This is a genomic window from Virgibacillus salexigens (assembly GCF_014905415.1).
GTDB classification, from domain to species: Bacteria; Bacillota; Bacilli; order Bacillales; family Amphibacillaceae; genus Virgibacillus; species Virgibacillus salexigens.
Genome location: NZ_BNEO01000004.1, coordinates 210088 through 224344, shown reverse-complemented (window position 1 = coordinate 224344; position 14257 = coordinate 210088). Strand labels below are relative to the sequence as shown.

Sequence of the window (14257 nt, the reverse complement as noted above, 5' to 3'; positions counted from 1 at the left end):
AAAACACATCGATAGTAATAGGAAAATTTTCATCATTACCATTGGCACGATAAAAAGAGCGATAAAATAAAAAATACTTGCGGTATCTCTTCACAAGTATTTTTTATCGATTATCGATTATTTTGTTTTTCGATGTTTCTGTTTGGCACTAAGTACAATTACTCCGATAATAAATAGAATAAATATCCCAACAACAAATCCGATAAACAGCCAATTCAAACCGTTATCTTCTTCGACAGTATATACTTCAGCAGTTTCTCGTGCCAAACCAAGTTTATATATTCCATCTTCGTCTTCCCTAACTGTGTTGTCACCTAAATATCCTCGTAATTCTACACCCGATGGCAAATCAGATATAGAAACAGATTGAGATTCCTCATCATTGTTAATTGCAATATACATGGATTCCCCTTCATAACTACGTTTAAATACCGTCATGGCTCCCTTCGAAGCTACCATTTGGTAATCACCATGCGTCAGTACTGGAAACTGGATGCGCAGAGAGGATATACGATTATGAAACTCTGTTAAGTCAGGATTTCCACTATTAAATTGAACAAGTTGCTGGACTTCTTCTAAACCTGTTCCATACATAGGTAGTTCGGTTCCTTGATATATTTCAGGTACGCCTGGCAATGTATACATATAGGTTAATGCAAGCTTCCACGTAGTCAGTGCATTCCTCCCATTTTCGGCTAAGGCTTGGGTAAAGCGTTCTGTTGTCTTGTCATCGATAAATATCATCTGAGAAGCATTCCCAGTCCCCAATGATTGGTTTAAATCCGATACAGGGGTTCCTGCTTTAGAAAAAACTTTCGCCATCTTCTCTTGCAAGGAGTAATTATCAACTGCATCGATATGATTATTTTCCTGTAATGACGTCGTATCAGCATGTTGATGTAGCACATCTGCAAGTAAATAAAAATCCTCATTTTTAGCTTTAATTGCCCGCGTTAAGTTCGTAATAAATTCCTGAGATGACTGATCAGCTGCATGTAATTTAAAGCCATCAATATCTGTTTCACTCATCCAATAATTGGCTACATCGATTAAGTATTGTTGAACAGCAGCATTACGTTGATTTAATCTGACTGCCTTTTCTCCCCAAGCTGTATTTATTTGATTATCTTCGTCGATCCAATCTGTTTTGTCACTATCTTCTATAATCGGGTGACTTTCTGCAACATAATTTGTTACGAATTCCATAATTACTTTTATATCCCGTTTATGCGCTTCTTCAATTAGGGTATGTAAATCTTCCATATTTCCGAATTGCTCTTCCACACTATAAAAATCTTCAATCCAATACCCATGATATCCTCCAGACGCATTATTCATTAGCGGGGAAAGAACCAACGTTGTATAGCCAAGTTCCTCAAAAGAATCGAGTTTCGCTGTAATCCCTTCCAAATCTCCACCATGATAAGCGTTTGGATCATCTAATTGAACTTGTTTGTCACGATCATGATCCAGGTTATTATACCGATCAATGATGATACTATATAAGATTTCTTCTTCTATTTCACTAGTTTGAGCTTGAGCATAACTTGGTGAATGAACGAAGAGCACAAATACAGCAATAAATAGTATACCAATTGTTCTTTTCATATTTACTTCCTCCATCATTCCATAATACCTCTTGTACTATTATCAATCTTTCATCTAATTAGTCAACATGGGATAAAGCTTTGTTAGAAATCATTCATAATTTTGAGGCCCTTCACTTCCTTCCAATGATAGCTATTCATTAATTGCTATCATAAGAAATCGTAGCAATGCAATCGGTCATACCTCGTTCTATAGAAAAAAAGATTGCCCTTGTTACGGACAACCTTACACTTCTTGTTCATTTAATTAAGCCCCATTGGTAATCTAAAGAAACCTAATGCTAGCAGAATAATAATTGCGATAACAAACTGCACCCATAACCCCTTTAATGGTTTTTGTTTTGGCAATCTAACGAGCAGCATTTCCATTATGGCAATCATCCAAATTCCAGCTAATCCTTTAACGATTGCTTCAGGCATAAGCGGACTCCCGTTGAAATAAGGAGTGATTAGGCTTCCACCCGTATACAGAATAAATAAGTAATCTAATCGGAGAATCATGTGCGTAATTTTTCCAGGTTTCATCTTTCCTTGTTTGTACATGACGTATGCAATTGCAAATAAAATAAATCCAAGTGCCCATGCAGTGATATGCATATGTGTATTCATTTCTTTACCTCCTGTCCAATATCAGTGACTACAGCTATCATACCATGTTACATCTCATAAATCATTCGAAAAAATCGTGACAAATTTCTGTATCAATTTCTGAATAAAAACTGTTATACTGTTTTTGTAGATTATTTTTAAAATTCGGAGGGATCATATGGTACAGACTAGTCAAGAAATTATTGATCAGACACAGGAATACGGTGCAAAAAACTATCATCCCCTTCCCGTTGTCATTTCAAAAGCGGAAGGTGTTTGGGTAGAAGATCCAGAAGGAAACCGATTTATGGACATGCTCAGTGCCTATTCTGCAGTAAATCAAGGACATCGTCATCCTAAAATTATAGAAGCACTAAAGAAACAAGCTGATAAGTTAACATTAACTTCACGTGCCTTCCATAACGATCAACTTGGCCCTTGGTTTGAAAAGATTTGTAAATTAACGAATAAAGACATGGTCCTACCTATGAATACAGGGGCTGAAGCAGTGGAAACTGCAATTAAGGCAGCAAGACGCTGGGCATATGATGTAAAAGGTGTAGATGAAAACAAAGCAGAAATTATCGCTTGTGAAGGTAATTTCCATGGTCGTACGATGACTGCAGTATCTTTATCATCAGAGGCAGAATATAAGCGCGGCTTTGGTCCAATGCTTCCAGGCATTAAGACAATTCCTTATGGAGATATTGAGGCGTTAAAGGGCGCTATTACCGAAAATACGGCAGGCTTTCTTTTTGAACCAATTCAAGGAGAAGCTGGCATCATTATTCCACCAGAGGGATTTTTGAAGGAAGCTTACGAAGTATGTAAAGAAAATAATGTATTATATATTGCTGATGAGATTCAAGCAGGACTTGCTCGAACTGGAAAAATGTTCGCATGTGACTGGGAACATGTTACCCCAGATGTCCAAATACTTGGAAAGGCATTAGGTGGAGGCGTATTTCCAATATCCTGTGTAGTTGCTAATAAAGATATACTTGGTGTATTTAACCCCGGCTCACACGGTTCAACATTTGGCGGAAATCCACTAGCGTGCGCTGTATCAATTGCTGCTTTAGAAGTGTTAGAAGAAGAAAATTTAGCCGACCGTTCACTAGAACTAGGAAACTATATGATGGATGAATTAAACGCAATTTCCAATCCATTAATTAAAGAGGTACGTGGCAAAGGATTATTTATTGGAGTAGAATTGCATGAGGCTGCTCGCCCTTATTGTGAGGCATTAAAAGAAAAAGGACTTCTTTGTAAAGAAACCCATGAAAATGTGATTCGCTTTGCGCCACCACTAATCATTGATAAAGAAGATTTAGATTGGGCAATCGACCAAATTCGTGAAGTACTAAGCGCATAGACGTAAAGCAGCTTGACTATTTCAAGCTGCTTTTATTTCGTCTTCTAAAAGTCTGTTTCTTTTTATACGTAAGACTTCGCCATACCCATTCTAGTGGACCAAATTGATAGTGTGTAAACCACCATTTGCTATAGACTACCTGTAAGCTGTAAATAACTATAGCCATTACAATCCCTAAAATAGGTGACACTTTTCCATATAATCCAATTCCTATCCCATAAAACAATAAAAAACAAATAACGGATTGTGAAATATAATTGGATAGTGCCATTCTCCCTACATAAACAAAAGGTCTCATACACCATTCACCTACGGATGTTTGAGCTATTAAGGTAACCGATGTAATATAAAATAATGCCGAAAAGGTTCCACCGATATTATCTTGAATCATGGAGAACCAAGCAGGATTCCCGTAAAAGTATGGTCCCAATTTAAGTATCAAAAATAAAATGGATGAATAAAACCATAGTTTAAATAATATCGAACGATGCTGTGTTGGTTGATGCAGCCAACGTTTTCTAGCTACATACATCCCAAATAAGAATAACGGCAAGATAGTTGAAATAGAAAGAATGAGGCCTATGCCTCCATTTGCATACATCCAATCCTGGTAGTTTTGCGATAGGATGGCTGCCATAGATGAGCTTTGATAATTTTCAAAGGCTTGACTTATTAACATTTGATCATACGTATCTAAAAACTGACGGGAACTATATAACATGACTGTGAAAAGGCCGACAATAATTACAAGTAAACTAATTCCAAACCGCCGTATGGTCTTATCCCTTTGGTTTAAAAATAGTAAAGATATTAATCCTATTATGCCATAAGTTAGTAAGATATCACCATGCCAAATCAAAAAAGCATGAACCAATCCAATTCCTGTTAATATAAGCATCCTTCTAATTAAAATTGGATATACGGATACATGTCGGGATGTTAAACGATCCTTCATTAATTGTAATCCAAAACCAAATAAAAAAGAAAATAAGGTGTAAAAGCTAGCTTGAAAAAATATATCAATTACCGCTTGTGCCAAACGATCGATGCTAGAATTCCAAACGATCCCTTCTCCTCCGTAAATAAAAAATGGAGCACTAAATGCGCCGATATTTACAACAAGAATTCCAAATAAGGCAAATCCACGAGCAGCATCGATCCAACGAAGTCGGTCTTTCTCATTAACTGGTGTCATTGTAGTCATTTCCTTAATTCCTTTCTGTATTTTTTCTACCCTTTATTCTAGAAAAATTGCATTATTCCTGCCAAACGTTTCAACAAAAAACCTTATATACATAAACTAACATAAAGGGGGAATCTATATGCCCGCAAAAGTCGGTGCAGTGAAAGTAATTAACTTATCTTCCTCCAGTATTTTTAATATTGGGGATGTCTATTCTATGTCCCCAGATAGCTCTGCAAAAACTTATGCTGGTGGTGGATCATTTAACACAGGAGACGGAATTCGCGTCCACCTTGGAAATTCTAAAACATATGTGTATGATCCAGACAAAGTCGACCAGCCAGTGAACTAGCTATTGGAGGGAAAAACATGAATTTAACTGTCCATCAATCCATTAGTATATATATGATTAAAGTTGGAGCAATCACCAATTCATCTGTATTACAAATAGGAAGTACTGGAAGCCTTCAATCCCAATCAGATATTTATAACACAGGTGGATATGCAGAGCCTGTAGAAGAAGCTGAAGCAATTGGTGATACAACTCCGCTTGTCCCACTAGCCCCTTAACACGCACATTTTGGGTAGAAGTGCATAAATTAAACATAGGCATTCGTCTACCATCCATGGGAGGGGGTTTATTTTCATGAATTCAACTAATTGGTCTAATTATCTTAACGATATACATGAGTATATGAAGCAACAGGAAACCATTATCCAAACATTGATGTCACGAGTAAATCAACTTGAAGAGAGCCTACAACATACTAATTCGAATAAGATTGAAAAAGTGGAATACCATTTTGATCAATTAAAAATCGAACATTTAGATGGAACACTTCATATTGGTTTGTCGCCACAGGATTTAGTAAATCTAGAAGAAAATGGATTCCCTAACCAACCAGGTACGCCGCCTAATTATCAACCACCTCTAAAACAAACCTTGCAATCAGAATTAAGCAGTTATTTAAATGATTCAGGACCAACTATTATTCGTCAACTCGCTTCAGATCATAATGTAACCTTGGATGATGGTTATCCTTCTATTCTCATTAAGGATATCGAAAAACAACTACCCGGACGGATTGCCTATCATGAAAATGAAGCAACAAAGCACAGAAAAATACAATCAAGAGAAGAACTTCATGCCTATATAACAAATAAGATAAAGAGCGAAATTAATCAATCACTAGCAAGTTACATGCAATCTAGTAATCAAAAAGGAGAATAAGTATGAACATGGAAGTTCATAATTGGGGTTTAAATGTTGAAAATGTATCCATTGATAATGTTTCTGCATCATCTGTTTTCTTAATTGGGGATAACGACGAGATTAGCCTGTCATCCTTCTTTGATACCCCCCCAGAAGCATTTACAATCAGCAATATTGTACCTTTGGGACCTACGTAAGGAGTAAAACGTATGAATAAACGAACAGCAGATGTATGTGATATCTATACGAATTCTGTTTCCTTTAGTGGGATTGTAGCGATTGGAGATACCGTCGATGCAAACTTGGAATCAAGAGGAATCGCTGTACAAAAAGAAGGTGCAAGATTTACCAGAGAAGATGAAAAGTACTTTAACAATTATGCTTTATTTACACAGCAAGCCAATTGGATCCCTTCTTCAAAGAAAGTAAATAAAACTACCTTTCACCATGATGATAGCATTCAAGTAAACCATGTACGTACAATAGGTATAAGCTCCTCTTCCTTAATGCAAATAGGGAGTGTCAGTCATATTAACGCAGACGCAAGAATTAAACATTTTAGGGAATTAAGAGATTAGGATCTACACACCATTAGCTTACTTTAAACATAAGCTAATGTATGAAATACTTTTGTTAGAAGGTGGTAAAATGCCCGCGATTGTCGGACCGATAAAGATTGTTAGTGTAGGGGGAGGGGTCGTTAACTTCGGAGACTCCTTTTATTTATCTCCGAAGGATACAGCAAAAACAAATGCTGGATCAGGTTCATTAAATACTGGTGACTTTATCTGTACAAATAATGGAATTAGCTCAACAAATCCATTCGACCCTGATGGCTATGATCAAAATATTACAGCAAACGCATAAGACAAAAGGCAAGACCACAATCGTAATGGATTGTGGTCTTCGTCCCTTTCCTATAAACAACGCATTCAAAATTACTATTTGTTTCGGTTTACTTCCACCATGAGGTAGTAGTCTATTCATTTGACTTGTTAACATCGTTCTTGCATCGCACTTTTATCCAAGTATCACTCATTTGGAACTTCTACAAGCGCATTTTTAGCGAAAAAGTATAGATATGTCGCCTTGACAGGCTGCTTCCAAATTACTTCAATTGCATATCGGTATAACTTCATCTGTGTATAATACCGGTCAAGCATTTTTTGTTTTGTTTCTTCAGTCCAAGCTTCTTCGATAGCATCCGTCTTATAATCAATGATTATCCAACCCTCATCTTTCGGTATAATCCCATCAATAACCCCTTGAATTAACACATTCTCTTCTTGATTGCTCTGCCATGACGGATAAACTTCACTGGCCGGCAGTGCTAAACTGAATGGAACCTCACGATACAAGTTTGGTACTTCCCTCATATATTCGGCTAACTCTGTATCATAAAATTGTTCAATTGTTTGGAGATCAATACGTTCTACTTCTTCTTTGCTTAGAATCTCTTTCTCTACCATTTTTTCTAATTCTTCTTCGATTTCAATTAGAGTCAATCGGCGATTCATAGGCAAATGTTGCATAGCAGTATGGATAATCGTTCCTTTTTCCGCAGATGTGATTGTTTTTTCTCGCTGCATGAAAGCTGGTCGTTTAACGATCGGCTTTTGAAAAGGTGTTACGAGCTGTTCAGCACTATATTCATCTTTTAATTCCTGTTGCCGTTTTATTTCGGTAACTGTCTGTTTTGCTCTGGATATAGCTGCTTCCTTATAAGGATATATAAAACGCAGACGGTGATTCACTAGCTTACTAAGTTCGTTGTCTTTTAGTCCCTCCATTGGCTGCCATGTAGAGATATGGTTGAATAATTGTTCATCTTCATGTTCTTGTAACTGATCGGTATTTACCAATTCGCTTCCATGAATAAGCGTTACATCCCAATGTGAAGAATCATGTTGTACTGCAGAACTAATTATTTCCTGGAATTCATCTGTTCGAAGCAACTGATTTTCACGATGACGAAGCAATGCAGGGCCAACCCAGTCAAGATATGTTTTGGACTCCATTCGAAAATAAGCGGGAAGAACCCATTCTTGATGGTCACGAATTTTTTCCCATTTGTCAATTTTTTTTGTGAATGAAGCAACATTCCCGACCATAACCAGCTTTTCCTTAGCACGAGTTAAAGCAACATACAGGACACGCATTTCCTCAGCTAACTGCTCGCGTAATTTTTCCCTTTTTAAGGCATGATAGAAAAGCGTCGGATAGGTAATTCGTTTAACTGGATCAATATATTTACTAGCAAATCCGTAATCTTTGTGTAGTAAATACTTCTGATTGAGATCCATGAGATTAAATTGTTTGTCCATTCCCCCTAACAGGACGACTGGAAATTCTAGGCCCTTACTTTTATGAATCGTCATAATTCGTACGACATCCTCCTGCTCACTTAAGGCACGTGCTGCCCCAAGATCATCTCCTCTTTCTTCCATTCGTTCAATAAACCGAAGGAAGCGGAATAACCCACGGAATGAAGTTGTTTCATACGTTCTTGCTCGATCATAAAGTGCTCGTAAATTAGCTTGACGCTGCCTCCCGCCTGGCATCCCTCCAACAAAATCATAGTACCCAGTCTCTCTATAAATTTGCCAAATCAGTTCCGACAACGCCCCTTGTCTAGAGGAGATTCGATACGTTTCTCGTTTATCTATAAACCGTTGTATTTTTTCAGCCGTTGTATTTATATGTTGTTTAACGTATTCCTTTAACGCATCATAAAAAGCAAAATTTTTACCAGCAAGTCGAATAGCAGCTAATTCCTCCTCATTTAACCCTACAATTGGGGATCGCAGTACAGAGGCCAGCGGAATATCTTGTCTTGGGTTATCCACGACTTTCAATAGACTTATCATGACTTTTACTTCAATTGCTTCGAAGTAACCTGAAGTTAACTCGGCATAAACAGGAATTCCTTGTTTCTTTAATTCATCACTAATTGCAGGTGCCCATGTCATCGAGCGTAATAAAATGACAACATCGCGATATTGCATATCTCGCTGCATTTGTGTTTCCTTATCGACAACTTGTAATGGCGCATCTCCTTTCTGTCCAATCCACTTTTTAATCTTATCTGCATATGCCCTAGCTTCCAATTCTGCTTTTTCTAAATCTCGAAAGTCCTCTTCCTCTAGCGTCTCTTGTTCTTCACTATCTCGATCAATAATCAATAATTCTGGATTTGGTTCAGAATAGGGTAATTCATCATACATCTTATTCCCATAAATCAGCTCCGCATTTTCGTCATAACTAATTTCACCCAGTGTTTCATCTAAAATTTGTCTAAATATATAATTAGTACCAGTTAAAACGGGTGCTCTGCTACGAAAATTACGAGCTAAATCAATTCGTTTCCCAGGATGATTCATCTGTTGAAACCTTTTGTATTTTCCTATAAATAACGTTGGTTCTGCATGACGAAATCGATATATACTTTGTTTTACATCCCCTACCATGAACCGATTCCCCGAACCAACCTGGTCACTGATCAATTGGAGAATTGTCTCTTGAACTAGGTTGGTATCCTGATATTCATCGATCAATAACTCAGAGAACTGCTGCTGGAAGCCTTTAGCAACTTTTGACGGTACAGGCGACTTGAAATCAAAACCATTTGTTTCATCAATTAATAGTTGAAGACAGTAATGTTCCAAATCCGTAAAGTCGACCATGGCTCGCTCACGTTTCTCGTCAATAAAGTGCTGTTTGAATTCCTTAACCAGCTCAACTAATTTTTTAATAACCGGTGTCATTTCCTGCATATCTTCTACATGGCTAGTTAAATCTCGGCTAAACCATTCTTGTTTCATATCATTCCAGCGTTTTTTATAATTGTTTCGTAGCTTTTGAACCTGCTTTTTTTTATCTTCATTGACATCAGACTTTTTACTAGGAAGCTTTCCAAAAGCGAGACTATTCATCATCTCATGTAATTGATTCCAGTCATGAACCGCATCCAATGCCTGCTGTAATAAATGCATATCATTTTCAACGGTTTCCACATATTGATAAGGGCCATCATTTTCCTTTGCAATGTTCCATGCCATTGCCATTTCTTGTTGAATCGCTTCAAACTTATGTTGAACTTCCCGCTTTAAAATGTCTAACCAAAATAAATCCTCTTGTTGATAGTCTTCCGGTATATAATACGCTTCAGCTAATTGGTCAAGCCATTGATCAGGCCATGGATTCTGTACAGCAAATGAATAAAGGGAAAGAATTAAATCCTCTACTTCTGCATCACTTCGGTCACTAGAGAAGCGATCAACGACTTGGAAGAATAATTCCTGCTCTTCTCCTTGCGAACCATACCAATTCTCAAATAATTCATCCATTACTTCCTGCTTAATTAAATCAGCTTCCATATCATTTGCAATTCGAAAAGCTGGATCGATATCTAATAGATAAGCATATTGTTTTACTACATCTAAACAGAATGAATGTAAGGTTGAAATCGAAGCACGCTGCAATAAAGATAATTGCTTTTTCAAATGAAGGGAAGAAGGATCATTTGCCAAAGCTTTTTCTAAAGCTGTACCAACTCGATTTCGCATTTCCTGTGCAGCAGCGTTCGTAAAGGTAACAACAAGTAAGGAATCAATATCTACTGGATGATCTTTATCTAATAACTTTTGAATAATCCGCTCTACCAAGACTGCCGTTTTTCCGGATCCCGCTGCTGCCGCTACGAGCACATCACTTCCACTAGTATAAATTGCTTCCTCTTGCTCCTTTGTCCAATTTACCATCCGTTCCCCTCCTCTTCTCGTAAATACTGTAATATCTCTTCTTCTTTCATATCCGTTAACTTTCGATAATCATTCGTTATCAAATCTGGATCAAATTGGCAAACGGAATGAAACGGACAATATGTGCAAGCTACGTGCTGTTTATATTGATATGGATTTAAATGGACTCCTCCGTTAGTAATATCCATTCCTGCTCCTGCCATCAGCTGATGCATATGGCTTTGTAAACTTGCAAAGGTTTGCTCATCTGCAATTTTTGAATAACTATAGAATCCTCCTTTTTTCTTCACACCAGCAGGTACAATTTGGCTTGATCCAGAATCTAATGCTGTATCCATCCATCTGACAATCTCTTCATCAGATAATAACAATCCCTGCATCTTATACTTTTTAAACAATTCTTCTTGAATCGTGACATCATCCATTTTTTCTTTTCCAGCTATCATTGGGTTGTGCACGTGGAAATATAAGACTCCAGCTGGTGTGGCCTTTACACCTAACCAGTTTTCAGAATGAGTTAACACTACATCTAAATACGTAAGCATCTGTAATGCTAATCCATAATAAACTTCGATTAGATTCAGTCCTTTTGCACTTGATTTATAATCAATAATTCGAAGGAACAAGGAGTCGTCTTTTAAGGCACGATCAACTCGATCTATCCGTCCACGCAGCATTAATTCGAACCCATTGTCTAATGGAATTGTTAATGGCGGTAGTTTTTGGTTTTGTCCAAATCCCAGTTCCAAGCCAACTGGTGAGAAATTACTTTGCCTGGCTTGCTCGCTAAGTACAAAGGCAGCACGTGCAATTACTTCTTCCAATTTTTGTTGAATGTATTTATATCGGTTTGAACTGTGTAATATTTGATGTTGTAAAACCGGCGCTAAGGATTTCACTGCTTTAGATGCATAGTTATTTGCATCCGTCTGGTTTAATTGTGCATAATCTTTTCCGTCTGATTGAATCCATTCCGTAATTGTTTTTAATGCCTCATGGAATAATTGTCCAATATCTGGAGCATCTAATTTATATGTTCTGCGCTCTTCCAGTCCTAAACTATATTTAGCAAAATGCTGATAAGAACAGCGGTAATAGGTTTCCAGACGAGAAACACTTGCTCTCACCTGTTTAGGATAAAGCTCTTCAACCGTTTCTTCTGATAGATTGATAGGTAAATTTTTGTAATATAAGCTTTGTAATACTTGATAAGTTGTATGATACTTCGGATCATGCTCAATATACCAATTCAGAACATACCACCAAATGGATTTAACTGGATAGCCTTTGCGATGCCTTGCTAATTGAGCAGTTAAGGCTGCCCTCGTTTTCGTAGGCGTTGTAATAAACCGATCTGCATCCAATAATTCATCTGGATCTTGCAAAAATAGATGATTACTGCAACTTGGGAATAAGTCTTCCATTCGTTTGATTAACTGAGATGGCATTTTTGTTTTGCCTTCTTCATCACTAAGAGCATAGCTAATCCATAATCTATCTCTTGGCACTGTAAAGGCAATATACATGTAGAACCAATCGTCTAGAAGCTGTCGTCTACTACTTTCTGCTAATTGCAGACCGTGACCTGCCAATATTTCTCTTTCATGTTCATTAATGAGTCCGTCTGAAGCAGGTTTCATTGGCCATACTCCTTCGTTAACTCCGAGAAGAAATGCGCAAGCAATTCCACTTATACGTGAACGATCGATAGAACCAACAATCACATGATCAATACTAGGAGGTACATGCGCAAATGTTAATGTTTCAAACCCGGCATCCAATGTTTTTCGGAATGTTGTTAGGGATATTGTTTCATCTCCAGCCATTTCAACCATTTCATCAAACAATTGGATTACAGCTTCCCAAACTTGCTCCTGTTCTCTCCCTTTTTCTAGCTCATTATTTTCATCGAAATCTGCACGCATTTGTTCCAAACGGGCCGGAACTTGTAACTCTTCTAATAATAAGTAAATAACTTCACATTTTTCTTGAATCGTATTCGCTTGTCTAATCCTGTTATCAAATGATCCTAATGCCTGTACAACTTGTTTACGATATTGATTTATTCTTATTTGTGCTGTTTTCTCTGCATCGGTTTGTGCTGATTGTTCAAAACCACGAAATCGCTGAAACACCCACTCTTCATCACTAAGCCAGCGCTCTCGTGAGCGAATACCATATTCTAAGACATAATTCTCTAGCTCATCAATGGCATCTGCAGTTAATGGATATTCGTTATTCTGAATGGGAATAAAACCTGTTTTTAATACACGAAAAACAGCATCATAACGCCAATTGCCTTCCACTATATCTAGCACTGATCGGATAAATTCAATTAATGCATGGTTCAACATGGTACGCTTTTCATCAATAAATACCGGAATTTCGTAATCACTAAAAATGGTTGTAATCAAATCATGGTACGTATCCGTTTGTCGAATAAAAACTGCGATATCCTGATATCTATAGCCTTCATCACGAACAAGCCGAGTAATTTCCTGTGCAGCTCCTTCGACCTCCGCACGAGGGTGGACAGCTTCAGCAATTTGTAAAGGAACCTCTCCGCGATATTCCGGTACAGGGCGAATATCAAAATTCCGTTCTAAATGAGCAAAATGAGGGCGATCTCGAAACCTCCCATTTTCCGGATCTAATTCAATATTCGCTTCAATATTCACTTGATTTACTTCTGCTGTCTGTTTCAGCATAAAATATGTCTCGGTTGTTTGATAAAATAAATCTAATTCAGAAGCCTCGTATTCTTCTGGCTTTTCCACTGTTAAAGCTACCGTGACCGTTTTACATTTTTTCATAAGCGCTTCTACTACCATCATTTCTGTTGGTGTAAAACGGTGAAAACCATCGAAGTAAATTTCGGCTTCACTTAATAAAGAAGACGCTGGGATTTTATCTGCTAATAATTGCAGTTGATCTTCTCCATCTATATATTTCCCTTGCAAGGCAAATAATAGCTTTTCATATATATAGACTAAATCTTCTAGCTTATTTACCAGACCTACTTCCCCAGGTTCTTTATGTACATAGTGCTCAATTTCTTCAATTTGCATATGCAACGTCTCAGGGGTGATTGTATAACGTTTAAACTCAGTTATCATCGTTTCCAGCTGCTGGAGAAATCCTTGTTTCTCCATCGCTTTTTGAAATACACGCCAATCTCCCTGCTTTTCTTCAATTATCTTACGAAGCATCATTTGGATTCCGATGGTACTAATAAATTGTTTCGTTCCCCCACCTGTTTCCTGCAGTACTCTCCAAGCTAATCGAGAGAAACTTGCAACTTGTGCGCGAATACTTCCGGTAATCTCACTATTATTAAACAGGGTATACTCCTGTTGAAATGTCATCTGATCTGGTACAATATAAAAAATTGGTGGACCTTGTGGATCCTCCAGTAGTTTTGCTTTTATTTCGTCTAAGGAACGACCACTCTTCCCCGTTCCTGCTCGTCCTGTAATAAAACGGAGTCCCATTCTGTTTCCTCCATTCAGTTATTAAACAATTATTAATAAG

General features: G+C 37.4%; 12 protein-coding genes. 7 read left to right on the top strand and 5 right to left on the bottom strand.

Going from position 1 to position 14257, the window contains the following annotated elements:
• Positions 1-117: 117 nt before the first annotated feature.
• Positions 118-1608 carry an alpha-amylase family glycosyl hydrolase gene (locus JKP73_RS16810; protein ID WP_200411564.1) on the bottom strand — a complete coding sequence of 497 codons (1491 nt, stop codon included), beginning with the start codon at positions 1606-1608 and terminating at the stop codon, positions 118-120.
• Positions 1609-1850: 242 nt separating this feature from the next.
• Positions 1851-2216, bottom strand: a complete 366-nt coding sequence (locus JKP73_RS16805; protein ID WP_160807339.1) for a YisL family protein — start codon at positions 2214-2216, stop codon at positions 1851-1853.
• A gap of 157 nt (positions 2217-2373) precedes the next feature.
• Between JKP73_RS16805 and JKP73_RS16800 the strand changes: the two genes are divergently transcribed.
• Entirely contained in the window at positions 2374-3570 is a 1197-nt protein-coding gene (locus JKP73_RS16800) for an ornithine--oxo-acid transaminase (RefSeq protein WP_021292250.1), read from the top strand.
• Between the two features lie 16 nt (positions 3571-3586).
• Here the strand turns inward: JKP73_RS16800 and JKP73_RS16795 are convergent, their stop codons facing one another.
• Complete coding sequence (locus JKP73_RS16795) at positions 3587-4774, bottom strand: DUF418 domain-containing protein (protein ID WP_200411563.1); 1188 nt, start codon at positions 4772-4774, stop codon at positions 3587-3589.
• A gap of 118 nt (positions 4775-4892) precedes the next feature.
• Here JKP73_RS16795 and JKP73_RS16790 point away from each other — a divergent pair, with 118 nt between their 5' ends.
• The 6 genes from JKP73_RS16790 (at position 4893) to JKP73_RS16765 (ending at position 6833) form a co-directional block, all read left to right on the top strand.
• Positions 4893-5105 carry a spore germination protein gene (locus tag JKP73_RS16790; RefSeq protein WP_021292248.1) on the top strand — a complete coding sequence of 71 codons (213 nt, stop codon included), beginning with the start codon at positions 4893-4895 and terminating at the stop codon, positions 5103-5105.
• Positions 5106-5122: 17 nt separating this feature from the next.
• Complete coding sequence (locus JKP73_RS16785; RefSeq protein WP_021292247.1) at positions 5123-5323, top strand: spore germination protein GerPB; 201 nt, start codon at positions 5123-5125, stop codon at positions 5321-5323.
• Positions 5324-5399: 76 nt separating this feature from the next.
• A complete protein-coding gene (gene gerPC / locus JKP73_RS16780) occupies positions 5400-5984 on the top strand; it encodes a spore germination protein GerPC (RefSeq protein ID WP_021292246.1) in 585 nt (194 codons plus the stop codon).
• A 2-nt stretch (positions 5985-5986) separates the two neighbouring features.
• Positions 5987-6163, top strand: a complete 177-nt coding sequence (locus JKP73_RS16775; RefSeq protein WP_021292245.1) for a spore germination protein GerPD — start codon at positions 5987-5989, stop codon at positions 6161-6163.
• A gap of 12 nt (positions 6164-6175) precedes the next feature.
• The gene (locus tag JKP73_RS16770) at positions 6176-6544 is read left to right on the top strand and encodes a spore germination protein GerPE (RefSeq protein WP_188943847.1); all 369 of its coding nucleotides are present in this window, start codon (positions 6176-6178) and stop codon (positions 6542-6544) included.
• A 70-nt stretch (positions 6545-6614) separates the two neighbouring features.
• Positions 6615-6833, top strand: a complete 219-nt coding sequence (locus tag JKP73_RS16765) for a spore germination protein (RefSeq protein ID WP_021292243.1) — start codon at positions 6615-6617, stop codon at positions 6831-6833.
• A gap of 164 nt (positions 6834-6997) precedes the next feature.
• On the opposite strand, the gene addA is transcribed toward JKP73_RS16765, so the two are convergent.
• Both addA and addB read right to left on the bottom strand, forming a co-directional pair.
• Positions 6998-10726: a helicase-exonuclease AddAB subunit AddA gene (addA, locus tag JKP73_RS16760; RefSeq protein ID WP_200411562.1), complete on the bottom strand. Its 3729-nt coding sequence runs from the start codon at positions 10724-10726 to the stop codon at positions 6998-7000.
• On the bottom strand, positions 10720-14217 hold the full coding sequence (gene addB, locus JKP73_RS16755) for a helicase-exonuclease AddAB subunit AddB (protein ID WP_160807342.1): 3498 nt from the start codon (positions 14215-14217) through the stop codon (positions 10720-10722). Before addB ends, addA begins: the two co-directional genes overlap by 7 nt.
• Positions 14218-14257: the final 40 nt, after the last annotated feature.